Below are 24573 nucleotides of genomic sequence, written 5' to 3' on the forward strand. Positions count from 1 at the left end.
ACGGCTTCCGCCGCCCACTGGACCTCATCAACCTCAACTGACCTGCACCAACGCATGATCAATCAGACTCTGAAACCGCCCTGAGTGCCGGGCAGGGCGCCTCCGCTCGCCCTGGCAGCATTGCCTGTCGGTATGCCGCTGATGACCGCTGGTGCCTCGGCGGTCTTCGGAGTGCCCTCCCTCCGGCGAAGCGCGGCCCAGTAACGGGACTCGCAGTTGGCTACCTCTCCGACCGAGTACCTCTTGCGCCTGGAGAAGGAGTTGGGTCCGAAAGAGCCCCCACCGGCGCGTGCTGGACGGGACCGGTGTATCACCGGAACGCCATCCGAACTCCCCGAGCCGCTCGAATGGCGTTTCCCACGCAGCTGACGATCTTCTCTGCCGCACTGCTGAAGGGATGGATGTCGAAGCAGTGGCGCGGGTGCCGGACGTCAGGCCACGGAGGGCTTCAGCCGCATCATGCAACTCGACGCCAAATAATGACCGTTGACCACCGCCACGAAGACACCGGTGTGGACGTCTGGGCGAGGCTCGTAGTCAACCAGATTGACGTCGGCGGTGAATGATCCAACGGAGAAGGGCGCAACGCGTACCGGTGCCGATATCTCCGGAGGCAATCCAAGGAACTTGCGCATATTGAAGGCGAAGCCGACGCCGCCACGCAGTACCGTGCCCGAATCGTTGCGAATCTCCCTGGTGAGTGGGGCAATGGTGCCGCCCACGGCGTCCGTGTCGACCGGGCCGTCCAGGGTGATCGTGCGGGCGCCAGTTTCGCTGGTCCACCAGACGTCGCCGCATCGGCGGCACTGAAGGGTCTGGATCTCGAGGTCTGAGCGCACCAGGTGGCACAAGGTAATCACTGCAGCTCGGTCACGCCCGCAGTTGGGGCAGGAGGCCGGTCGCTGGGCAACTTCGCGCATGCCGTTGAGTGAGGGACCGCCGTAGTCCCAGCCGCGCACGTAGATGCTGTTGGCGATCTGGGCGGCTGTGCGCAACTGGAAGGCAGCGAAGTCTGCTTCGAGAGCATGCATGGCCGCCGGCAGCTTCGGGTCTTGCAGGTCCACGGCCAGGGTTCTAGACCGGGCTCGCAGATTCTCGATCTCGGCCACGTCGATGCCTGGCTCCAGCCAGCTGAGCCTCTCGAGCCTGGGCAGCACGGCGTTGTTGAGTTCGGCGAGGGCGCGCATTGCGACTTCGTTGACGTGTGTATCGGTGGCGGGCCCCTTCTGAGTGCTGGTGGTGGATGGCCAGTTAAGCACCACACCAGGATCGCCGAGCAGGCCGAATCGGTTCATCCAGCCGTTGATCGGATACGCCCGCCGAGCCATGCGACTGGCGATCCGGCCCAGCGGTTCGCCTTCGGCCAAGGCTGCTTCAAGTTCCGTTTGGGCGCTGCGCTGGACGACGTGCAGGCCAAGGGCGCCGAGCACTGCCACGGCCGTTCCCTCCAGCAGGCCGAGCCCCAGTGCGATGTGGTTGGGGTAGGCATTGGTGCCGATGGCCACGGACGAGCAACTCTGGGTGAAGACGACGGTGGCATGGAGTTCGGCAGCGGGCAGACGCTGGTCCTCAGTCAAGTCCGAGCGGTGACAGCCGGCACCCTGCATGCAGGGCATGTGCCGGTACTCCGAGGAGAAGGCCGGCAACGGGGCGTCNCGAGCGGTGACAGCCGGCACCCTGCATGCAGGGCATGTGCCGGTACTCCGAGGAGAAGGCCGGCAACGGGGCGTCGATGTCATCGGAGCGCCCGCAAATGATCCCGTCGGGCAAACCTATGCAGCACTCCTTGCCAAGTCCTTTGACGGCCACCACCTTGAGACGGCGCTCCCTCAGGGGCGCCAGGTCGTCAAACTCGTCGGTGTCGGCGAGTTCTGAGTCTTCGAGCACGGGGTGCGCGGCGATGAACATACGTTCCTCGCCCACGGCTTCGACGGTCAGAGTGCGGTAGATGAGGCAGCTTAGCGCAGGCAGATCCCGGGTTGTCAGCACGCCCACGGCAGCACCTGACACGCCCGCCCAGTCACCCACCTCCTCAAGATCACCGGCGAGTCCTACGACAGCCACCAACTCGTCGGCATGGTCGGCAAGTTCTGTGATGAGCCGGTCGGGAAGCACCTGGCGGTGAGGGCGGCTTGTGGCGACGGCGAGCATGCGGCCTGCCGCCGCTGCAGTGTCGCCGACAGAGATCACCAGGCCTTCGCGGGGAGTCTCAGCTACCTCAGGGAGCCGACCGCTGGGAAACAGTGAGCGATATCGATCCAGTGCCGAACACGGCAGTACGGGCAGGGGGAGGGCAGGGGTCCAGTGGGCTGCGCGCTCGGTGAACTGCTCGGAATCCACGCAGAGTTCGATGGGCGTGGTCATGCCAGCACTCCTTTGTTGGAGAGGTCCACCACGGTCCTGTGGAGCTGGCCGGGGGACGGCTCGTGGGCGAGCAGCATGCGTGCCTGATCCGAGAGCGTTGTATGCGCGTAGTAGGCCTTGAGGGGTGGGTGTACGTTCAGCGTGGAGCGAATCTTGGCGTTGAGACGCCCGACCAGGATCGAGTGCCCGCCGAGCGCGAAGAAGTCGTCCTCGGCTGTGACGTTCTCCACTCCGATGAGTTCGCACCACAGTTGCCCGAGGCATGCCTCCAGCGGCGTGAGACCTGTGTCGTCGACGGAGGAGTCTGCATCCCGGGCTTGTGCCGCCGGAGCCAAGGGGAGCTGAGCCAGGGCTGTCCGGTCGATCTTTCCGACCGACGTCAGTGGCAGCCGGTCCAGCACCACCAGGTGAGGGACCATCCACTGGGGCAACTCCGTGCCCAGGAAGTCCCGCAGGCGGGTGGTGAGGCTCGAGTCAGAGGCATCGCCGGTACTGGGTGCGGCGGCGGGGACGACGAATCCGGCCAGAGATCGCTCGGGTCCTTCTCCCCGGACTATGACACATGCCTGGGCCACCTCTGGGTGAGCGAGCAGCTGGGTTTCGATCTCGCCGAGTTCGATACGGAACCCGCGTATCTTCACTTGGTGATCGGTGCGTCCGGCGTAAATGAGGTCACCGTTTTCCAGGTAAGCCCTGTCGCCAGTGCGATAGAGCTGCTCACCAGGATGTTCCGGATCAGGGACAAAGGAAGCCGCCGTCAGGTCGGGTCGGTTCAAATACCCGAGTGTCAGGCATGGTCCAGACACATAGAGTTCGCCGATTTCTCCGTCCCGTACAGGACGGAGGTCGTCATCGAGTACCTGTGCGCGCAGGCCGGCCAAAGGGCGTCCGATGGGGATGGGCCGCATTCCCTCGGGCACCTCGGAAATCTCATGCCAGATAGTGAAAGTGGTGGTTTCAGTGGGGCCGTATACATTCATCAGCTTGCCCGAGAGGTTGACCTTCACCTCACGCGCTCGCTGCGGATCCATGGGCTCACCGCCGACCAACAGCATCCGCAGCGGGGCGAAGGCAGTCGGGTCCTGCGCGGAAATCTCGTGGAAGACGGAGGTAGCGGTGATCATCGCGGTGACCCCGTGGCTGCGAAATGCCTTGCCCAACAGCCGTCCATCCGTGAGTAGTTCACGTGGCATGACGACCAGAGTCGCGCCAGAGGTGAGGGTGCCCCAGATCTCGAAGGTGATGGCGTCGAAGGCGGGACTGTTGAGCTGAGCCACCCGGTCGCCGACGGTGAGCGAGGGCTCCCTGACATGCGTCAAGAAGTGGGTGATGCTCGCGTGCGGCACGACCACACCCTTGGGCGTTCCGGTCGTGCCGGAGGTGTAATAGATGATGGCCGCATCGTCCGGGTGGGTGGTCTGAGCTGGAACTTCCCGCATCGGAGATTTCAGGTCTGGACCAGGCTGAACATCGGATTGCGCCTCATCGAGCAGCATGACGGGCACCTCCGGGAAGTGGCCCGCGAGTTCGGCCGTGGTGATTACAAGGGAAGCGTGGCTGTCTTCGACGATAAAGCGAAGTCGACGTTCCGGCTGTGTCGGGTCCATGGACACGTAGGCGGAATTCGCCCTCCAGACCGCAAGGAATGCAGCGATCCGGTTGATACCGGGAGGAAGGCATACGGCCACGAAGGCACCGGGGGTTATACCGTGCTCAAGAATGGCCTGTGCGAAGCGGTCGGCCTGCAGGGAGAGAGTGCGGTAACTAAGGGTCTCATCCGCCTCCGGGTGAATGACGGCCGGATACTCGGGAGTCGCTTCAGCCTGAGCGGCGAACAGCTTAGTCACAGTGGTCTTCATGGTGCCTCCGTCGGCAGACAACCTTGGAACAGGGGGCGGCGGTTCACGCAGCACCTGGACTGTACATCTACCAACTTCGAGTGAATCGTGCATCTGTCGCGCTCGGGGGCCTGGAGAATTCCCTGCTGAGCTCTTCTACATTCCCCCTCCCTTACCATCAATCCGTCAAGAAACGGACATAGTGCTGCAAGTCTTGATGGATTGACCATGGGCTCTAGGCAGTGGGCGATCTTTGGGGTTAACTGACCAGCGCCGATGAACGGAATGTTGTGCGGTGCTGCGATGCGCCCCCCAACGCCGTTGGCCGCGCCAGGGGATCCCCCTGCTCCGGAAGTGAGCGCGCGGGAACGAGCCGCGTTCATTGGAGATGCCGGACAAGACTCATCCCGGGGGGCACCATGCTCACAAGTCAATTCACGGAGAGACCGACGGACCAGCACTGCGGTCTCCGCAATGCCCTGTTGTCCGCCAACTCGGTTCTGCCGGCCCCTTCCGTACGATTTCCCGAGACCGTTGCGGGATTCATGGGCACTGGCGTCGAACGGCTCCTGGATGATCTGCAGAAGCACGGACTGTCCATCGTGCAGTTGGACGCTCCTCTGCAGGGCCCTGTCTTCCGACACCTCGGTTCCCTGCTCGGTGAGGCAATCCCCGAGCTCGATCCGGCCGTTCAGCCCTACGTGGAGGACGGCGTTGTCCTCAATCTGGTGGCCGATGCCGGCGTCACCGGCGACATCCACCTTCAGCCTTTCGGAACCACTCCGCTCAGCCTGCACAGCGAGGGCAGCGGACGCTGCATCGCAGACCAGCCCCGCTACATCGTCCTCATGTGTGTCGAACCCGGTGACGACGACTCAGCCCAGACCGTGCTGATCCCCATGGTCTCCGTTGCCGCAGGTCTCTCCCCGGACGACCTGCGGCTGCTTGGTCACACCCGCTACGACAGCGCTCACAACGTGCCGACCATCGCGCGCGCATCGAGCAGTCGCACGGTCTTCTCCTTCCGTGACTTCCAGGGAACACCCCTGCAGTGGGCCTGTGAGGCCGAGGACGCCGAGCCGGAGGCGGTCAACCAGGCGCTGCGTCGGCTCCTTGCGCAGATGTACGACCGGCGGCACGCGCACGGGGTTACCTGGACTCGCGGACTCCTCATCGTCATGGACAACACTCGGTTCTTCCATGGGCGTACCGCGGGGCCGGTGCGCATGGTTCACCAGCCGCGTCATCTCAAGCGACTGCGGATCCGATAGCCGCTCCCCTCGGATCCAGCACACGACAGCGGATCCGTTGCCTGAACCACTTTCCCGCAGGGTAACTCCCATTGCGGCACACCCATGCCACGGAGACGTCATGCAGTTGTTTGCCACCACTCCACTCGCACGCCCCATCGATGTGCTCCCGGGACTCCGAGCAACTATTGCGCACGCCTCGCCCGCCCTCAAGAACGACAGACCGTCCGTGCCCGTCGTCGACGACCGGACCCTGGACATCTTCCGACGCGCGAAGAATCCCGAAGATGCCCTGGAGCTACGCGATTTGTGGCTGGGACGAGTCGAGCATGAACTCGGCATCCACTCCTCCCGGCCGTGGCAGGCCGAGCAGTGGCGGGCGTCCCGTCCCCGACGCGACGTGGCCGCCCAGGAAGTGCTCAGCTCCCGGTCCACAGTCCGCTTCGTGAAAGAGCTCTTCAACTGGTACTTCCGCGAGGATCTCTACGGGGACCTGCGAGAAGACGCGGAGCTGATCTTGTCCGGTGGCTCCGTCGACGAACTCCGCTGGGGTCTGCCGGAGGCTCTCAAGGACACCATCCGCTACGCCCTGGACAGGGACTGGTACGGATACTCCGACTCCTGTGGCCGGATACCAGCACGTGAGGCCGTTGCCGCGTACGAGAACGCGCGATCCGCGGGCGCCGCCTACACCGCAGAGAACATCGCCCTTACCATGGGGGGCACCTTCGCTGTGAGCTCCCTGGCCGACTTCGTCTTCACCGGCCGTCCGGTGGACGGGGCAGCTCCCGTTCTCTGCGGCATCCCCAACTACCCGCCATTGGTTGAGGCGATAGCCCGACGTACCACCGTGGAGCTGGTGCCGCTTGCCGACCACGGCGGGACTATGTCGGTGGACGCACTCATCGCCGCGCTCACGCCGGCCACCCCGATGGTGCTGCTGCAGACAGCGGCCAACCCCACCGGCGCGGCAGTGGGCGAGGAGGACCTTGAGCGCCTGATCACGGCGGCGTTCCCCACAACACTGATCGTCCTCGACGAGTGTCACGAGTGGCTGGGTACACCACGCGCCGTGTCCAGGCTGCGCGCGAACTCCAACGTGGTCCGGATCTCCAGCCTGTCGAAGAACTGGTCGGCCCCTGGCATCAAGGCCGGTTGGATCGTGGCCGACAAGTCGTTCATCGCAGACTACTACGAGTACGCATCCACCAGCTTCGGCGGCCCGCCGTCCTTCCTCTACACGGCCATCGAGATGCTGGCCCGGATGGAACGCTGGATGCTCACCGGCGTCACCAGAGTCGGGTCCGCGGAACTGAACGAGTTCGAGTCGTCCTACGGCCTCCGGCTCGACAGTCTGCAAGCCGCCTACGACAGTTACCGCGCCGAGCGGCACGACAGGGAGTCCGCGCTCGTCACGCTCCGGGACGCGTCGGTCGCCGAGCTTTCCGTGCTGGGGCGGACCACGCGGCCTGAGTACTCGATCAACACCATGGTTCGCTTCGATCAGTGGGACGACTCCTACCGATGTTTCCGCGACCTGCTGCGCACTTCAGGGGTCTCGGTCTACCCAGGCATCTTGAACTTCTGGTTCGACGGCGGAGTCGCTCGATTCACCACCGCTCGCCCGTGGGAAGAGCTGGAGCCCGCCTTCGCACGCATCGGTGTCGCTCTCGGCAACCGCGAGGTGCTCCATGCCTGAGTTCCGCATCTCCCCAGGGCACAAGACTGTGATCGGCATGATCCACCTGCAGCCGCTGCCTGGTACGCCGTACCACGAGCAAGGCAGTTTCGCTGAGATCCTGGACCGAGCGGTTGCCTCGGCCGTGGCGCTCCGACAGGGCGGAGCCGACGGCTGTCTGATCCAGACGGTCGATCAGGTGTACAGCACCGAGGACGAGTGCGATCCGGCACGCACGGTGGCGATGGGCCTCATCACGAACGCCGTTGCTCGGGCCACCGCCGAGCCGGTCAGAGGCGGACCGGACAGCGGATTTCAGGTCGGCGTCCAGATCATGCGAAACGCGCTCAGTGCTTCTTTGGCCGTGGCCAAGGTGGGGGGTGGCACGTTCATCCGCGCTGGGGCCCTGGTCGGCATGACACTGACTCCGCACGGGATGGTGCATGCGAACCCGCTCCGGGTCGCCGAGTACCGGCAGCGGATCTCCGCTATGGGCGTCGGGCTGATCGCCGAGGTTGACTCGATGCACTTCCAGTGGTTCGGCGGGGACAAAGCGGCCGGTGAAGTCGCCCGCGCTGCCCGGGGCATGGGCGCCGATGCCGCGTCCCTCGGTCGTCCCGAACCGGCCCGCACCTTGGAACTGATCAGCCAAGTGAGGCGCTCTGCCCCTGGCCTCCCCGTGGTCCTTGCGGGTCACACGAACCACGGCAACGCAGTGGATCTGCTGGCCGAAGCAGACGGTGCCTTCGTCGGCACGTGCCTTGAGGAAGGTGGCTGGGGCGGGCGCATCGACGTTGAACGAGTGCGGGCCTACGTGGACATAGCGCGTTCCCTGGAGGCTCACTGATGGACATCGACGTACTCACCCGGCAGACCAGCCGTCTTGGTATCGACCTCGCCACACTGATGGAACCAGTCCGCGCGCAAGTGGAGGCCGCCCTTAGCGGCCTCGGTGGACACCACAGGCGGCGGGTGTGCATCGTGGGCGACGGGGACTCCTATCACGCCGGCTGCGCGGCCGAGACCGCCTTCGAACTCATCGGCGATGTCATCTGCGAACCGCAGCCGGCCCAGCGCTTCCTCAGCTACCACGTGGACACATTGCCCAAGGCGCCCGGCGACAGCCTGATCGTGTTGGTGTCCGCCTCCGGGCGCACTGAGCGGGTGCTCGAGGCAGCGGCGGCAGCCCGCGATCGCGGGCTGGTCGCGATCGCGGTGACCGGCAACGCCGACAGTCCGCTTGCCCTGGCCGCCGATGCGTCCGTCGACGTTTCGCTCCCTGAACCAGAGCCCTCGCCCGGAATCCGCACGTATCAGGCGAGTCTGCTCGCACTGCTTCTGCTCGCGGTCCAGCTCAGTGCCCACACGGGTTCCGAGGCCACTGCTCAAGAGCTGTGCGCCGAACTCGTCGCGCTTGCCACGACCGTCTCCGCCACAGAGCAGGCTCTGCGCGGCCCCTGTGAGGCCCTGGGCCACGCGCTGTCCGATGCCCCGGTGATCGGCGTTCTGGGCACAGGACCCAGCGAGGGCACAGCGAAGTACGGGGCGGCCAAACTCGTGGAGGGCGCCGGGGTTATGGCCTTTGGGCAGGATCTCGAGGAGTGGTGCCACGTGGAGCGGTTCGCAGGCCCCCTGGACATGCCACTCGTCATCGTCGCGCCGTCAGGAAAGTCGCAGCGGCGCGCCAGGGACGTAGCCCTTCGTGCCGCCACACTCGGCCGCCGGGTGATCATCCTCCTGCCCCAGGACGACGAACCTCTCTTTGCGGCCGGCCTCCAGGTCCTCCCGATACCGGGATCAGTGCGTGAGCCCTTCTCCCCACTCGTCTACCACCTGTTCGCAGGACACCTGGCCGCGGGGCTGGCCCGTCACCTAGGACGCAGGCCCTTCCAGAGCCACCGTCCGACGGGCCCTGCCAAGGCCTGACGGCAGGGCGGTCTGACCACTCGTTAACCAGAAAGAAATCAAGAACATGAGCATGGACATCACGTTCGACCCGAACGAGCACATCCGGAACATCTACACCTCGCCCGAGGTGAAGCTGGTGAACTCTCGGAACGAGATCATTCCAGGCATCCTCGGCACGGTCGGTGCAGGCGAGCTCATAGAGGACGGGGTTCCGATCGGCGCGGATCGCATCATCATGGAGTCCGGCTCTCGGTTCGACCTGCACACCCACCCCGGTGCGCACATCCTCTTCGTCCTCAACTCCCGTGGCTACATCCACATCAACGGCGTGGACTATGAGATGGGCGCCGGAGACACCGTCTTCGTGCCCGCCAACTATGCCCACGGAGTCAAGACGAACCTGCACGTCCCGGAACCTCTGGAAATCCTCGCCTTCGGCGTCCCGCACATGCCGCTCGAGTCCGTCGAGCGCATGACCCTGGTGGAGGAGTGATGGGCGGCCCCGCTGGATCTCACCCGCTGCTGCTGTCAGTGGTCGAGATCGTACGAGAGTGTCTGCCGGAACCCGCGCCAGAAGGCGGAGCAGCCCTGGCCGACGTTCCGCTGTCCGATCTCGGGCTCGACTCGCTGCGCACGGTGGGCCTGCTGATGCGACTCGAATCAGCACTCGGGCTCGAACTTCCGGAAGAGCTGATCAACGGTGAGACCTTCCGTACCGTCCGCACCCTCTCCGACGCGGTACGCAAGGTGACTGACTCCGATGTGTGACCCGATCACCGAGGCCGCCGCTGCCGGCCTGTTCGGGGGCAGCCCATTCCCTACCGGAGTGGGCTACCCCTCCTCGATCCTTGACCATCTGGACCGCCACGTCACCGCGCGGGGTGACGCTCCCTACCTCACTGTCGTTGCCGACGGCAGCACTTCGCTCACTTATCGCGAACTGGACCGCTACAGCCGCCGCATCGCGTACTGGCTGCACACCGAATGTGCGGTGGCGGGCGGCACCGCGGTGGGCTTGGCCCTCGTCAACGACCTCGATTCCGTGCTGGCTCTCTTCGGCGTCCTGCGAGCCGGCACCCCCGCCCTCATCCTCAACCCCGCCGACCCGGCGTCCCGGCTCGCGGAGCAGACTGCGGCCCTTGGCGTATCGCTGGTGCTGCATGGGAGGGGTGCGCCTGATGTCGCCATCCCGGACGCCGTCCGGCTGCCCGATCCGGCGCGGCTGCCCGACCCACCCGATGAGCATGTCTTCCCGGAGATCCGCAGTGCCGACGACGCACTGTACTTCGGCACGTCCGGTTCGACGGCCGCCTCCAAACTGGTGGCCCAGACGCACGCCAACGGCGCTGCCAACGCACGGGCCGTCATGCTCCACCACGGCCTGGAGCCGGGGGACACGTTCCTGGGCTGCCTGCCCATCCATCACGTGAATGGCGTGCACTTCACCCTCTTCGGGACACTGGCGGCCGGGGCGCATGCTGTGCTCGCCGCCAGGTTCGACCCCTTCTCCTACCCTGCCCTGATCACTGAGCATCGGCCGCGGGTCGCGAGCGTGGTGCCCAGCATCCTGGACGCTCTGACGGTGAGCTGGCGCCGCCCTGTACTGCCGCCGGAGTTCTGCTACTTCGTCTCCGCAGCGGCTCCGCTGACCGCCGCGACGGCTCGGGCCGTCCATAAGCGGCTTGGGTCACGGGTGCTCCAGGGGTACGGGCTGACCGAGACCACCAACTTCTCCATGACCATGCCACGGGGCCTGTCCGACAGCGGGTACCGACGGCTGATGATCGACGTTGCCATCCCTTCGGTCGGCGTGGCCGTGCACGGAAACGAGGTCGCCGTGCTGCGCTCGGACGGCACACGGGCTGAGCCCGGCGAGATCGGCGAGATCTGCATGCGCGGTCATAACGTGATGTCCCGCTACGCGAACAACTCCGAGGCCACCGACGAGGCATTCCAGGGCGGCTGGTTCCACTCCCAGGATCTGGGCTACGCCGTCGTGGACCCGGAGCTGGGCCGCCCGGTCTTCTTCCTGACCGGACGGATCAAAAACATTGCGAAAGTCCGGGGCGAGACCGTGTCCCTGGAAGAGATGGAACGTGTCCTGCGGGAGCTCCCCGGAGTCCAGGACGCGGCCTGCGCGGCGCTGCCGGACCCGCTGCTCGGCGAAACCGTTGTGGCCGCGGTGGCGGCTCCCGGAGAAGTGGCCGACGCCCAGCTCCGCGCGCATGTGGCAGGGCACTTCGCTGCGGCCGTGCTGCCGACCCGGTACGTCCGGGTGGAGAAGGTGCCGCGCACGGCCACTGGCAAGGTTCTGCGGCTTGACTTGCGCCGTCTGCTGGCCTCGTCCGACTGATCGACGATTTACAGAAGAAGGGCGCACAGATGCTGAACATCACCGACCCCCGGACCGGTCTGCTCCGTCTGCAGTACCAGGCGTCCGGCGCGCAGCAGGTCGCCGAACTGGTCGCGAACGCACGTAAGGCGCAAGAGGCCTGGGCCTCACGCTCGCCCGCCCAGCGGTCCAAGAGCCTGCTGCGGCTGGCGGACCGCATCGAGGACCGCCAGGACGAGTACGCCCGCACGCTCCAAGCCGGCACCGGCAAACCCTGGCAGGAGGCCCTGGGAGAGACAGTGTCCGCAGCCGACGTGCTCCGCTTCTACGCGGGGGCGGCCCGTACTGAGTCCTCTCCCGCGGCGGGACGCCGGATGGAGGACCGGGAGAGCTGGGTGCGCTGGGAGCCTCTGGGGGTGATAGCCGCTGTCGTCCCCTGGAACTACCCGCTGATGATGGCCATGTGGAGACTGGCACCCGCCCTTGCCGTGGGCAACACCATGATCCTCAAGCCGGCCGAGACCACGCCCGACACCGCGCTGCTGCTCGCGGCGGACGCCACCGAATTGCTGGGTGAACACGTACTGAGCGTGGCCACCGGCGACCGGGACACGGGCCGTGTGCTCGTCGAAAGCCTGGTTGATGCTATCGCCTTCACCGGCAGCACAGCGGGCGGCCGGGACGTCGCCAGGCGAGCAGGACTGCGGCCGGTCAGTCTCGAGCTCGGCGGCAACTGCCCAGCCCTGGTCCTGCCGGACGCCCCGGAGTACACATACGCGGCATTGGCGGCAGCCTCTGTTTTCAACGCGGGTCAGAGCTGCGCCGCACCGGCCCGCGTCATCACGTTGAAGGACAACTACACCGAGACCGTGGCTCGCCTCGGCGCGGCGATGAGCGCGCTGACCGCGAACATCGACTTCGGGCCGCTCAACAACCCCGATCAGGCCGCCAGGTACGACGAGATCCTGACCCGCTCAACAGCCGGGATCCGGCACACCGGAGCCGTCAAACCCGGCGCAGGCGAGGAGGGCGGTTACTGGCGCCCCACTGTGGTGCTGGCGGATCTGCCGGAGGATGACCCGGCCGTGATGGAGGAGGTCTTCGGACCTGTCCTCACCGTGCAGCAGGCTCGTGACATCGATCACGCCGTGGAACTGGCCAACGGCACGCCGCACGCGCTGGCAGGCAGCGTCTGGAACATGGATGTAGCAACGGCGCTGAGCCTTGCCGGACGGTTGGATGCCGGAGAGGCATGGGTGAACTGCCACCTGGACCAGACCCCCGAACTGCCGCACGGGGGACGCCGGGGCTCGGGCCACGGCACCGACATGAGCACGCTGGCCCTCACCGAGTACCAGCGCCCCAAGTGCGTAACCGTGCGAGTGGATCAGCCGTAGTCGGGTTATGAGCAAGGGCCGTTCACCGGGCATCCGGTGAACGGCCCTCTGCTTGCCTGAGCCGCGCAGTGCGATCAGGCGCTGCGGAGGTGCGGCAAAGCCACCACGTGCTCGGCTGCCCGCCGTGCGCCGCCCGCCAGCGCCATCTGTGCCCGCAGCGACGCGCACGCGTCTCGGTGGACCGGGCTCGACAGGGCTTGTGTGACTGCCTCTTCCAGCAGCTGTGGGGTCACCGTCGCGTACGGGTTCCGTAGATCCCAGGGGGCGACCGCGGCGCGGTGCTCAGTGGCGATCTGGGCGTTGGTGATCTGGTCGCCCACGCCCGGCAGGGAAACCATCGGCACACACGCGAGGATGCTCTCAGCGGTCGAGTTCATCCCGTGGTGGGTGAGGAACACATCCGCGTGACGATTCAGGATCTCGCGCTGTGGAAGGAAGTTCGAGATCAGGAAGTTGTCCGGCCACTCGGGCTCCTCCTCACGCGCAAGCTCAGTGCCAACGGCCGCCACTACGAGCAGGTCCGGCCGCCCTCCGACGGCAGCTGTCAGGCGGGCGAGCAGGGAGTTGAGGAACTGACGCCCGGTGGGGGCACCGCCGACGGGGGAGTGGAAGCGGAAATCTGTGAGGACGGTGCCGAGCGAGAAGAGCACCACTGCCCGTCCTCGCTCCTTCGCCTCTTCGAGCGTTCGGAACAGAAGAGCCTCGTCAAGACGCCGCTCGGTCTCGCGGCCGGACCGCTGGGGCGGCGGGGAGCAGCGGACGGGACCTACCGAGGGGCCGACATACACCAGAGTGCCTACGTAGGGCGCCAGCCGGTCTCTGAGAATCGGAGTAGACGTGTCCGGGGCGCGCGAGAGCGACTCGATGCTCGTGACAACCGAAAGGTCCTTGGAAGGAAACAGCGTGGGCAGCAGGCCCTCACCCAGGAGATCCAGACTGAACTGCGCCTGATAGTGAGCATTGGCCTCCTCCAACGCGGGGTGCGGGCGGCCGTGTTGGACGGCGAAGTCCTCGCCCAGCGCGCCGTATCCGGGGAAGGTGACCAGGGAGACGGATGGAATGTCCAGGGTCCTGCCCGCGATGGCTCCGTGGAAGGAGAAGACGTCGTAGAGCACGACGTCGGGCCGGAACTCCGCGACCGCCTGCAGATGCCGGGAGGCGACGGGGAGCGGCTGCACGAAGCTCTTGTAGGCGAGATCGGAGAGGCCGGCCGGGGTCGGGCCCGCAGACGCCGCTGCCAGCGAGATGTGCTGGGCGCCGGCCGCGGTGAACGGATCGGCTAGGGACTCCGGACCAAAGCTGCAAACCACCTCGACGTCCGGGTGGGCCGCGAGCTCCCCGACGATGGGCAGCAAAGGGTTCACGTGCCCGATCGCGTCGATCGGGATGACGGCGATCCTCATGGGCTGCCCGGGTTCAGACGACGGTCAGGGGCAGCGGGCGGCGTGTTTGGATGGCGGCCTCGACCCGCGGAGTGCGGTAGTCGCGTCCGTTGCAGAAACCGCAAGCCGTCAGATGCCCCGAACGGTTGTACAAACCGCGCAGTTGCTCGCGGAGCTCCGGCCCCTTGAGGTCGCCGGTAAGGTCGACAACGTCGGCCGATGTTTCCGGAATGGCACCGAGATTGGTGCCGTTGGCTGAGAAGGGGCAACGGTACAGCTTGCCGTTGAGCAGCGTGAGGATGTCATTGACGCTGCAGTTGTGGAACATGTCATCGAGTTCCGAGGCACTGCGTTCGACGAACTTGATCCGCCCGGAGTCGGTCCAGACCGGGATCTTGGACACGTGCGGGATGCCATTCTCGGCCAGGGTCGCCATCAACTCGTCATGCTTCTTGGAGTGTGACCCGTAGTTGGTGATCTCGACGACCACCTTCTCGTTCTTCAGACACTCCAGGTTCTCTCCGCGTGGGACGATGGTGCCATTGGTGTAGATGACCACCTTCTCGACACCCGCGTACGCGGTGAGTTGGTTGATCACCCGGTGGACGCGCGGGTTGACGAAGGGCTCACCGCCCAGCACTCGGAACTCATAGAGCCCGTCGACGCTCTCCATGATTCGGTCGACGGCGCTCGCCAGCAGATCGAGGTCGCTGTGCTTGGGCTTGGTGTAGTACTGCATGAGGTTCGAGCAGTCGATGCACTTCATGGAGCACGCCTCTGTGACCACGACATCCAGGTACTTGAACACAAGGGTGTCCTCGGCCTGCTCTCGTGCCTTGTGCACTTCGCGCTTGTGGAAAGCGATCTTGCGCTCGATCTGCGAAGGAACGAAGCCGACGTCCGCGCCGGTGAAGTCGAACCCATCCAGCAACTCGACGCAGTCGTGGATGCGGGTGAACCCGATCTCCCGCAGTCTGGCGGCCATCGTGGCCAGGTAGTTCCCACACAGGAAGACGTGGGTGTTCTGCGGTAGGTCCCCCAACTGCTCGGGGGACCAGATCTCGAGGCCAGACAGCACCTGTCCCTGTTTGGAATGCCTACCGTCGGCGAAGCAAGCTATCTCCACGCCCATGTCCGTCAGTGCGTAGTGAGACAGGACACCGAGGTCACCAGCCCCGAAGAGGACAACTGGGCGTCCCTCGGCGAGAATCGTCTCCACTATCGGCGGGCGTCTGTACTGCGTCATGGGTATTTCTCTCCCTTGCTACAAGGTCTTCTGCAAGTAGACGAAGCGCCTGCCCGACTCGTCCGTGTGCACCGGTCCCTGCTGAAAAAAGCCCAGCTGGTCGAGCAGCTGACGGGTTCCCTGTAGATCGGGATTGGCTTCGGAGCGCAGGACGTCGGCACCTAGGGCACTGGCCACTGCGATGGCCTTGCGGACACAACGGACTCCGGTCAAGGAGCCCGCAGCCAGGAGCTCCGGTGCCACGGCGAGCCGGCTCAGTTGGGCTGGCTTATGCGCCGGGGGGAAGTCCGGGTGCGCGGGCATGCGCGGGGTGGCGGTCATGGTGAACATGCCGAGGAGTCGGTCGCCCTCACTCAGGATGTGTACTGCGCCCTGTTCAAGAAGGGCTGCAGTGGTCTCGAACCGGCGGCGGGGTACGGCAGTTCCGGTCTGTAGGCCCTGGTACGTGTCGCTCGCTTCGAGCAGAGCATGCACCAGGGCCGGCGAGCCCGTGGTGTTCCAGACGGGGCTCATCGATGGTCCGGCTCAGCCGACGACGGTGCGTACGTCGCCCTCCACCACGATCGCCTGCCCGTCGCTGATCGCGATGAACGGGATGTGATGGCTGATGAAGTACTCGACAGACTTGTCGACTTCGGCCGACTCGGGGTGGTCCGACTTGTAGTGCGAGGCGATGACGTACGGCAGGACGCCCATGCAGTCCCAGCTCAGCGTCGTCTCCTCGTACCCTTCGGGCACCAGGTTGGGGTTATCGACCTCGCCGTCGATGCCACGCAGAGTGGGCCCGAGCATGCACGGTCCGGCGCTGTAGCCGGCGTACACCACTGCGTCGTCCGCGAGTAGCTGGGAGATGATCTGGTCCGCGCCACTGCGCTCGAAGGCCCGGCGCAGGATGAACGTGCTGCCTCCCCGTACGTAGATGGCGTCAACGCCGGACAGGACCTCGGCCAGTTCGTCCTGGCGCCCGAAGTACTGCCGCAGATCGACCTCGAACGGGTCAAGCCCGATGCCCTTCAGCTCGTCCACTTCCCGCTGCAAGGATGCGGCTCGGCCCTCGGGGCCCTTGTAGTCGTCCGCGTTGATGATGAGGGCGGTCCTGCGTCCCTCGCCGAGCAGGCGAAGCAGTTCATCCGGACGACTGCCGATGCGGAAGGAAGAGAGGTAGAGCCTCATAGCGCTTGTTCTCCGATGGTGTGGAACTCATGGGTGGTGTGATGCCGATAGGTCTGACCGGGGTCGAGACGTACCGACGGGAAGTCAGGGCGGTTGGGGGCATCCGGCCAGGCCCCGGTCTCCAGACAGATCCCGGCGCGCGGTAGCCGGTAGTGGTCACCGGTGTACACCCCGATCCCTGGTTGGTCCGTGGTTACCCGCATCCTCCGCCCCGAACGGGGATGGACGAGTTCGGCGGCCCACTCTTCGTCGTCCAGCACATAGAAGTTATCGACCCGCTGTACACCCACTTCCCGTGCCGACTGGAAGTCGAGGGGGGTGCCTACGAGCAAGCGCGGTGGCCCCGACAGGGGCATGAGATGGTTGTCGAAGGCCACGAACCGCGAGGAATTCAGGGTCAGTTGGTGGTCATCTACCGTATGCCCTGGTCCGCCAAGATTCCAGAAGGCATGGTTGGTGAAACCGGTGATGGTGCTGGCCGTTGTCGTGGCCTGGAAGTCGAAGCTCAGCCGGGAGTCCGCATCGACTTCATACCGAATCTCGGCAGTCAACGCCCCGGGATACCCTTGGTCGCCGTCCGGGCTCTGCAGAACCATCCGGAGCACCATTCGGTCGTCCACGGTTTCCGCATCCGCGGTCCAGACGTATTTGTCGAAGCCGAGTGAACCTCCGTGCAAATGATGGCTTCCGTCGTTGTGGTCGAGCTCATACTCGACCCCATCCAAGGAAAAACGACCGTTTCTCACACAACGGCAATACCGGCCGACTGTGGCACCGATGTAGGCGTTAATCTCAGGGTCTTCGTACATCCGGAGATTCGGGAGTCGCAGAACTACGTTCCCCAGCACTCCGTCCCGATCGGGGACTCTAACTTCAACCAGCGAAGCACCGTAAGTCCAGACAGTAACGGACAATCCTTGCCCTGTGTCGAGGGTGTAGGAATCGACGTTAGTCGACCCTTGGCCGATGTGACCAGCCGTCCTGCCGACGCTAGAGCGCAGAATCTTCAACAGTCCCCCCATCACTGTCGTTCTCCTGGGCCGATTGGACCATCCCCTTCCGGGATCATGCAAGATGCGTCCTGCAGCGAGTGGCGCAACTCTCCAGTTGCGCCTTGCCTCACAGTCCGACCGAAGGGGGCATTTTGATCAGATTTGGCGTGCACTCAGGGCAGCAGTATCGGAGCTTCTCCGAGGGCCTCGAGCTATGGCAGCGGGCAGAGGAGCTGGGCTATGATTGGGTGTCCCTTTTCGACCACTACCGCCCTCAACTCGGTGGTCCGCAGGGTCCTTGTTTCGACGGACCCACGCTCCTTTCGGCGTTGGCGGCCCGCACCGACAGCATCCGCTGCGCGATGCTCGTGTCGACGATGACGTGGCGCCACCCTGCGCTCGCCGCGGCCATGGCCGCAACTATCGACCACGTATCCGACGGACGGCTCGAGTTCGGCCTGGGGGCCGGCGGCTTCGACTTTGGGTACGAGCAGTACGGGATCGATTTCCCGGCCCCCCAGGATCGGCTGGACATGCTCGAGGAGTCCTGCCACGTCATGCGCAGTCTTTGGACTGAGGAGTGCACGACCTTCGATGGCAAGCACTTCACACTGCGGGATGCGCGGTTGGAACCTAAGCCGGTGCAACCTCATCTGCCGCTAGTGATCGGTGGTGGCGGGGAGAAGCGGATGCTGGGCATCGTGGCAAAGCACGCCGACGTGTGGAACATGCTGGTGACCGACGAGGGAGTATATCGGCGTAAGTTGGACATTATCGCCCGTCATTGTTCTGAAAATGGCCGTGATCCTGGAGAAATACGACCTTCAATCACGTTCCGGGCCGTGCTGGCGGAGACCGAGTGGGAGGCGGAGAGGCGGCGCCGGGAGCGACTTCAGATTCTTCCGCCCGATTCGCCGGATCTGAGTGAGTATCTCACCTTCGGCACCCCGGACCAGTGTGTCGCCGACCTGCTCCCCTATCTGCGTCTGGGTGTGCGCGACTTCCTGATTGGCTTCCGGCCGCCAGTGGACTGGCGGACGATGGAGCTATTCGCTGGACATGTCGCGCCCGCGCTCCGGGCTGCCGATTCGGCGGAGGTGCCTCGATAGTTACCATTACGTTATTGATCTTGGGGTGTGTGTCCGGCTAGCCTCCGTAAAGGTGCTCCGCAAACAATTCCTTGACTGGTGATTGGCTCTTTCTGAGGCTGGCTCGTAAGGGCTTTACGTCGCCGAGCGGAATTCTTGTATATGGGGCGGAGAATCAGCTCGCTGTTGAGGAATCCCGGGCGGAGCTCGCAAACCTCAGTTTCAGCCGCTGGTGATCACCCTTAGCTGCTTGATCGCTGCAGGACGCGCAGAGGCGCGATCCTCTCGCCGGTGTGGGCGGTTGTTTAGAACAGTAAGGATCGGAACATGGCAGGGAACTCCACGGTCGAGGGTGTCGTTGCGGCGGAGTGGTGCAGCATGCTCGGCTTGGTAACTCCGTCTCTCGAAGGAAACTTCTTCGACCTCGGGGGAAATTCCCTGCTGGCGGTCACACTCGTCGAGCGGATCGAGTCCCGGCTCGGCGTGGAACTCTCGTTGGAGGACTTCTTCCTCGACGGCCGACTGAGCGTGTTGCTCGACCTGGCTCGTTCTGAGGTGCGGTAGGCGGGTTCCCTCCCCGCCCCTGCACTCGTAATCAGGGGCTCCGGCGAATCCGCGGCGTACATGCGGTCGACGAGATCGCCTTCGCGGAGATTGCGCCAGCCTGGACTGGACTCGCTGCTGCCACCCCCACTTGTTCACACCGGAGAGTCCATGAAATTGAAGCAGGCGTTCACGCCTTTCCAGTACAGGCAGTTCAGATATCAGTACGCAGGGTTCTCCGTCTCGGTGTTCGGGAACATGGTCAGCCTCGTGGCCCTCACCCTGGGACTGCTCGAGGCCACCGGATCCGGCGCAACTGCCGGCATCGCCCTGGGCGCCTCGACCATCCCGCTGATGGCCTTTCTGCTCATTGGTGGTGTCTGGGGTGATCGTGTGCCTCGACACCGAGTCATGGCGACCATGGATGGTGTCCGGGCACTGGCGCAGCTGGGCGTCGGCATCATGCTGCTCGTCGGAGAAATCAACCTGCTCCTGCTCATCGTGCTTCAGATGCTCTTCGGAACAGCTCAGGCCTTTCACCTGCCCGCCTCGTCCGGTGTCACCGGTTTCACCGTTCCCAAGGATCAGATGCAGCGAGCCAACTCCCTGCTGTCCATGACGCGAGGCATAGCCACGATCATTGGCCCGCTCGTGGCCGGCGCGTTGGTCGCCACTGTGGGTGCGGGCTGGGCCATGACCCTGGACGGCCTGACATTTGTGTGCAGCGCGTGGTTTGCGCTCCTGCTCAAGCTGCCTCCGCGGGAGCCTCAGCCCGACAGCAACATGCTTAAGGAGCTGGGTGACGGTTTCCGTTTGGTTCGTACAACCCCGTGGATCTGGACCAGCATTGCCGTGATCACGTGCACGCACATCGGACTCGGGGCGTTCATGATTGTCGGGCCTGTCGTCGCTCGAGATCAAGGCGGAAGCGCATTCAGCTGGTCCGTCGTCATCGCTGCGCTCGGGGTCGGTGGCGTGGTTGGCGACATCCTTCTCCTTCGATACCAGCCGCGTCGACCCATCCTCGTCGGCCGCCTGGCCGAGCTCTTGCTGCTGCCCGCCCTGCTTCTGGTTGCGCTCGGCGCACCGTTGGCAGTTCAAGTCGTCGCTGTGGCATTGGCTGGCGTGGGGACGACTGCCTCCGATTCTCTGTGGGTCACCACCCTGCAGTCTCAGGTGCCTGATGAGTCCCTGTCCAAGGTCTCTTCCTACGACTGGCTCTGTTCGATGGTGCCGCGCCCCATCGGATACGCCCTCGGCGCTGCGGTCTCCGTGGGTGGGGCAGCCGTAGTGCTCTGCACCATGGCTCTTGTGGCCGCAGTGTCGGGCCTGGCGAGCCTTACGTATCCGAGCGTCCGGCAGCTACGGACCCCCGCAGAGTCCGTTACCAACTGAGTGATATCTGGGGAGGAACAGGCGTCATGCGCGACATCGTCAGTGCTATCGAGGAGACGGCATCCAGGTATCCGGACCTTTCTGCGCTGCGAATAGGCAGGCAGGAACTCTCGTACGCCGATCTGTGGGATTGGTCAGGACGTATTGCCGCCGCCTTCGGAGCCCGACCAGGACGGGTGGGGTTGAGTTTCGCGAAGTCCCCTGAAACCTACGCGGCGTACCTGGGCGTTCTCCGTGCTGGTGGAGCGGTCCTTCCCCTCAGTTCCCGCTGGCCGACCAGCAGGGTTGCTCACATCGTGAGCGAGGCGACTCCAGAACGGATCCTCATCGACGCCGCAGGGTCGGATCCAGACGCGTACCGGGGGGTGACGATTCATCAAATTGCGGACTTGGCGGGCGGGGGCGCGGCAGCCCGAGTGGAAATCAAGTCAGCCGACGAGGCGTACCTCATCTACACCTCAGGTTCGACCGGCAAGCCCAAGGGTGTGCCGGTACGGCACGGCTCATTGGCCGACTACATCACTCACGTCGTGGACCTCTATGAACTTGGGCCGGGCGCGCGCATGGCTCAGGTGGCTGATCTGACCTTTGACGCTTCCGTCTTTGAGATCTTCGCAGCATGGGCCTCGGGAGCCACCGTGGTGGTGGCCGCCGGACTGGCCTGGATGGCCCCCGTACGATTCCTGCGCGAGTACTCGATCACTCACCTGGACACGGTCCCTTCGGTGATCAGTCTGGCACAGGGCACTCGTTCCCTGCGCCCAGCAGCCCTGCCAGAACTGCGCTGGAGCATGTTCAGTGGTGAGCAGCTCACTTACGAGGCGGCCTCCGCCTGGAAGGAGAGCGCTCTGGGCAGCGTGATTGAGAACAATTACGGACCGACTGAGTTGGCCGGGGTCTGCGCCAGATACCGACTGCCGGCGGACTCCGCGCAATGGACAGCCACCAGCAACGCCACGGTCCCAATCGGCTCGGTCTACCCGCACTTGGAATCATTGATCCTTGGCCCGGACGGGACAGCCGCGGAGGAGGGTGAACTCTGTGTCCGGGGTGGCCAGCGCCTTTCCAGCTACGTGGACCCTGCTGACAATGTCGGACGCTTCGTCTCGGGCCTCCCTCCCTACGCCCTGCTGGGTGACGCGCCCGGACCGGATGACTGGTATCGAACGGGCGACCGAGTACGCATGGAGCACGGGCAGTTGGTGCACCTGGGCAGGGTCGACCGGCAGGTCAAGCTGCGCGGCTATCGAGTGGAATTGGACGAGGTGGAGTCCGCCGTCCGCAGCCACCGGGCCGTGCGGGAGGCAGCCGTGGTGATGGCCGGATCCCAGTTGGTAGCTGTTTACACCGGCTCGCCGCTGGAGGCCTCGGAGTTGAAGCGGCATGTAGCCGAGTTGGTTCCGGATTACATGGTCCCCGTCTCGTGGGAACAGCGAGACACCCTCCCGCTCAACCAGAACGGCAAGCTTGACCGAGCCTCACTGGAAGGAAGGTGATGCCGGGATGTCTGTCTCGTTCTCCGCTGCAGCCCGATGCCCCTCTGCCAACACGCCCTCCCCGGCGCCGCTCTCACACACCCAACAGCGGTTCTTGCTGGACGAGGGGCTGATGCCAGGCCAAGACGACAACCAACTGGTGCTGCCCTATCTGCTCACCGGCCCGCTCGATCCCACAGCCCTGGCCCTGGCCTTCGATGACATGGTGCGACGGCATGGCATTCTTCGCACCGTGTACACCTGGGACGGAGACCTGGGCCCTGGGCAACGTGTGTTGCCCTTCGATCCCGAGCGCATCCCACTGGTCACCGTTCCCGTGACAGACACCGCGCGTCCCGTGGGGCAGATCGCCGCGGAGCTCTGTGCTGATTGGTGGGACATGCCGTTCGACCTGGAGTGCCACCCCCCGCTGCGGGCCCGGCTGGCGCATCTGGATGCGGAGCGGTGGCTGCTCTGCCTGAGTGTGCATCACATAGCGTTTGACGGGCAGTCCGAGTTGATCCTGCTGGATGAACTGGGGAAGGCATACGAGGCGAGGTGCCGCGGCGACGTCCCGGCGTTGACCAGCCTTCCCGACTATCTAGCATACGCCGACTGGCAGTACCAACACATGGCGAGTTGGGCGGAGAAGGACGTCCCGTTCTGGCGCGAACTGCTGGTAGGCGAGCGCCCCAGGCTGTTCCCGGTTCCCGATGCGGATCAGGGGCGCCGAGGAGAACACGAGGTCGTCCTAGATGGCCAGCAGGTCGAATCCGTATGTGTAGGGCTGCAGACTGTGCGTGCGATCCCCTTGTCTGCGCTGCTTTATGGAACTGCGCGCGCGCTGGGGGAGGTCTTCGGTGCGAACGGGACGAACATCGGCACGATCTCATCCGGCCGGTTCGAGCCGGAGTACGCATCGACTCTGGGGAGCTTCGTCAATCCCATGGTCGTACCGATAGACGAGGCGCTTACGGGTGAGCCGGCCGATCGCCTGGCAGCAGTGAATCGCACCGTTCTGCGTGGCCTACGACGCGCCCGCACCCCCTTCAATGAGGTGGCCCGCTCTCTGAAGCTTCAGCGGTCAGACCTGTTCGAGGTGATGGCCACCCTCCAAGCCCCGTTGCCCGCCGGTACATTCGGCGACACGGAAGTCGTCTTCCAGCCAGTGCGAGTACGAGCCCCACGGGCGGGCTATGGACTGGTCGTCGAGCTCGAGCCGTCGAGGGACGGCCGATGGACTATCGCGGCGCGCTGGCGTGAGGACTTGCTGTCGGAGACCGCGGGCCATGATGTGCTGAGTGCCTTGACGGGCACCTTGCTCGCGTTGCGGACCGGGCCGTCGTGAAGGTGATGGATATGGAACTAAAGATCACGACGCTGGCTGAGCGGCCCGAACTCCTTGCGCCGCTCTTCCGGATGGAAGAGAGCTGGCCGGAGTTCATCGGGAACGACCCGGTCGCCTCATCGATGATCGGCCGGATCATCAAGGAGCTGCCTGAGCATGTCCTGATCGCCACGGACGAGCAGGGCGCACTCGCCGCGCGAGCGTACACCGTGCCGTTTGCTTTGCACGTCCGCGGCCGGGGGGAGTTGCCTGACGGCGGCTGGGACCAGGTCATACTGTGGGCGTTCTCGGATCTGTGGTACCGGAGGAAGCCGGACACGATGACTGCACTCGAGATCACCGTTGCGAAGGACTTTCTCGGTCAAGGCATGTCTGGACTGATGCTCGCCGCGATATGCGACCGCAGCCGTGCACGTGGCTTCGCCGAGGTCGTCGTTCCCGTGCGCCCGAGCGCCAAGCATCTCGAACCGGCCACGCAAATGGATACCTACGTGCGACGCGAGCGGGACGACGGGCTGCCTGTCGACCCGTGGCTGCGGGTGCACGTACGGGCAGGCGGCATCATCGAGAAGGTAGCGCACGCGTCGATGACGGTGTCGGGTTCGATGGCCCAGTGGCGGGAGTGGACCGGTCTGCCGTTTGACACGGAGGGGACGGTCGAGGTGCCGGGGGCGCTTGTACCGGTGCACTGTGAGCCGGAGCGCGGGTACGCGGTGTATGTCGAACCGAACGTGTGGGTGCGGCACGTGCTGTGACCGGACCCGACGACCGGCCGGACGTAAGAAGGCGTTTACGCAGGTCAGGCCCGGTAAGAATCTTTCATCCGTGTCATATTTTGAGGCGTATGAACGGGTAGGCGACTACCGCACCCTCGGAGGTCGCGAACTCGGCTGCCTGCCTCATCCGTAGTTACGCTCTGAAGTCCGTCTGGTTCGAAAAAATCATGGAAACGCCTGAGGAGCGGCGGAGCGCCGCCTTCTGGCGCAGTACATGATCACGCTACGGCGTGATCCAGCGGAAGCCGTACCCCAGCGACCTGTCCGACGCCCGATGGGCCCTGATCGAGCCGACGTTGCCGGACCAGGGCGGTTTCAGAGTCTGATTGATCATGCGTTGGTGCAGGTCAGTTGAGGTTGATGAGGTCCAGTGGGCGGCGGAAGCCGT

The 24573-nt window shown here is 64.9% G+C and carries 21 protein-coding genes and 1 pseudogene; 15 read left to right on the forward strand and 7 right to left on the reverse strand.

The genetic code is table 11. From position 1 onward, the window contains the following. Positions 1-431 precede the first annotated feature (431 nt). The coding region (locus DY218_RS11130) for a hypothetical protein (protein WP_233521506.1) at positions 432-1655 on the reverse strand (1224 nt) is incomplete at its 5' end. Between the two features lie 705 nt (positions 1656-2360). After that, complete coding sequence (locus tag DY218_RS11140) at positions 2361-4223, reverse strand: non-ribosomal peptide synthetase (protein ID WP_158574016.1); 1863 nt, start codon at positions 4221-4223, stop codon at positions 2361-2363. A 524-nt stretch (positions 4224-4747) separates the two neighbouring features. On the opposite strand from DY218_RS11140, the gene DY218_RS11145 reads away from it, so the two are divergent. From DY218_RS11145 to DY218_RS11180, 8 genes are all read left to right on the forward strand, one after another. Then, positions 4748-5473, forward strand: a complete 726-nt coding sequence (locus tag DY218_RS11145; protein ID WP_158574018.1) for a TauD/TfdA family dioxygenase — start codon at positions 4748-4750, stop codon at positions 5471-5473. Between the two features lie 208 nt (positions 5474-5681). After that, a complete protein-coding gene (locus tag DY218_RS11150) occupies positions 5682-7151 on the forward strand; it encodes a pyridoxal phosphate-dependent aminotransferase (protein WP_233521507.1) in 1470 nt (489 codons plus the stop codon). Further along, a complete protein-coding gene (locus DY218_RS11155) occupies positions 7144-7977 on the forward strand; it encodes a BtpA/SgcQ family protein (protein ID WP_128555796.1) in 834 nt (277 codons plus the stop codon). The genes DY218_RS11150 and DY218_RS11155 overlap by 8 nt, the downstream gene beginning before the upstream one ends. Further along, positions 7977-9056 (forward strand): SIS domain-containing protein, encoded by a 1080-nt coding sequence (locus DY218_RS11160; RefSeq protein ID WP_128555797.1) that lies wholly within the window; start codon positions 7977-7979, stop codon positions 9054-9056. Before DY218_RS11155 ends, DY218_RS11160 begins: the two co-directional genes overlap by 1 nt. A gap of 46 nt (positions 9057-9102) precedes the next feature. Beyond that, complete coding sequence (locus DY218_RS11165; protein ID WP_128555798.1) at positions 9103-9531, forward strand: cupin domain-containing protein; 429 nt, start codon at positions 9103-9105, stop codon at positions 9529-9531. Continuing rightward, complete coding sequence (locus tag DY218_RS11170) at positions 9531-9806, forward strand: phosphopantetheine-binding protein (protein ID WP_128555799.1); 276 nt, start codon at positions 9531-9533, stop codon at positions 9804-9806. The genes DY218_RS11165 and DY218_RS11170 overlap by 1 nt, the downstream gene beginning before the upstream one ends. Beyond that, positions 9799-11391 carry a class I adenylate-forming enzyme family protein gene (locus DY218_RS11175; RefSeq protein WP_128555800.1) on the forward strand — a complete coding sequence of 531 codons (1593 nt, stop codon included), beginning with the start codon at positions 9799-9801 and terminating at the stop codon, positions 11389-11391. Before DY218_RS11170 ends, DY218_RS11175 begins: the two co-directional genes overlap by 8 nt. Before the next feature lie 29 nt (positions 11392-11420). After that, positions 11421-12767, forward strand: a complete 1347-nt coding sequence (locus DY218_RS11180) for an aldehyde dehydrogenase family protein (RefSeq protein ID WP_128555801.1) — start codon at positions 11421-11423, stop codon at positions 12765-12767. 74 nt (positions 12768-12841) lie between these two features. On the opposite strand, the gene DY218_RS11185 is transcribed toward DY218_RS11180, so the two are convergent. The 5 genes from DY218_RS11185 to DY218_RS11205 are packed head-to-tail and all read right to left on the reverse strand — an operon-like array spanning position 12842 to position 17590. Then, the gene (locus tag DY218_RS11185; RefSeq protein ID WP_128555802.1) at positions 12842-14170 is read right to left on the reverse strand and encodes a glycosyltransferase; all 1329 of its coding nucleotides are present in this window, start codon (positions 14168-14170) and stop codon (positions 12842-12844) included. Between the two features lie 13 nt (positions 14171-14183). Next, complete coding sequence (locus DY218_RS11190) at positions 14184-15395, reverse strand: GTP 3',8-cyclase MoaA family protein (RefSeq protein ID WP_128555803.1); 1212 nt, start codon at positions 15393-15395, stop codon at positions 14184-14186. An 18-nt stretch (positions 15396-15413) separates the two neighbouring features. After that, positions 15414-15908, reverse strand: coding sequence for a GNAT family N-acetyltransferase (locus DY218_RS11195; protein WP_233521508.1), 495 nt, complete (start codon positions 15906-15908; stop codon positions 15414-15416). A gap of 12 nt (positions 15909-15920) precedes the next feature. Next, positions 15921-16568, reverse strand: coding sequence for a Type 1 glutamine amidotransferase-like domain-containing protein (locus tag DY218_RS11200; RefSeq protein WP_128555804.1), 648 nt, complete (start codon positions 16566-16568; stop codon positions 15921-15923). Next, on the reverse strand, positions 16565-17590 hold the full coding sequence (locus DY218_RS11205) for an aldose epimerase family protein (protein WP_233521509.1): 1026 nt from the start codon (positions 17588-17590) through the stop codon (positions 16565-16567). Before DY218_RS11205 ends, DY218_RS11200 begins: the two co-directional genes overlap by 4 nt. Before the next feature lie 68 nt (positions 17591-17658). Here DY218_RS11205 and DY218_RS11210 point away from each other — a divergent pair, with 68 nt between their 5' ends. The 7 genes and pseudogenes from DY218_RS11210 to DY218_RS35815 all read left to right on the forward strand — a co-directional run. Then, positions 17659-18669 (forward strand): LLM class flavin-dependent oxidoreductase, encoded by a 1011-nt coding sequence (locus DY218_RS11210; RefSeq protein ID WP_267899370.1) that lies wholly within the window; start codon positions 17659-17661, stop codon positions 18667-18669. A 306-nt stretch (positions 18670-18975) separates the two neighbouring features. Further along, positions 18976-19212, forward strand: coding sequence for a phosphopantetheine-binding protein (locus tag DY218_RS11215; protein ID WP_128555806.1), 237 nt, complete (start codon positions 18976-18978; stop codon positions 19210-19212). Between the two features lie 150 nt (positions 19213-19362). After that, positions 19363-20586, forward strand: coding sequence for an MFS transporter (locus DY218_RS11220; protein ID WP_158574020.1), 1224 nt, complete (start codon positions 19363-19365; stop codon positions 20584-20586). 26 nt (positions 20587-20612) lie between these two features. Next, on the forward strand, positions 20613-22082 hold the full coding sequence (locus DY218_RS11225) for an AMP-binding protein (protein WP_128555808.1): 1470 nt from the start codon (positions 20613-20615) through the stop codon (positions 22080-22082). A 7-nt stretch (positions 22083-22089) separates the two neighbouring features. Further along, positions 22090-23409 (forward strand): condensation domain-containing protein, encoded by a 1320-nt coding sequence (locus DY218_RS11230; protein WP_128555809.1) that lies wholly within the window; start codon positions 22090-22092, stop codon positions 23407-23409. 11 nt (positions 23410-23420) lie between these two features. Continuing rightward, positions 23421-24164, forward strand: coding sequence for an N-acetyltransferase (locus tag DY218_RS11235; RefSeq protein WP_128555810.1), 744 nt, complete (start codon positions 23421-23423; stop codon positions 24162-24164). Positions 24165-24415: 251 nt separating this feature from the next. After that, a pseudogene (locus DY218_RS35815) lies at positions 24416-24484 on the forward strand (transposase); the annotation flags it as partial. Between the last annotated feature and the right edge of the window lie 89 nt (positions 24485-24573).

This window comes from Streptomyces triticagri, assembly GCF_003429565.1.
In the GTDB taxonomy this organism is placed as follows: Bacteria; Actinomycetota; Actinomycetes; order Streptomycetales; family Streptomycetaceae; genus Streptomyces; species Streptomyces triticagri.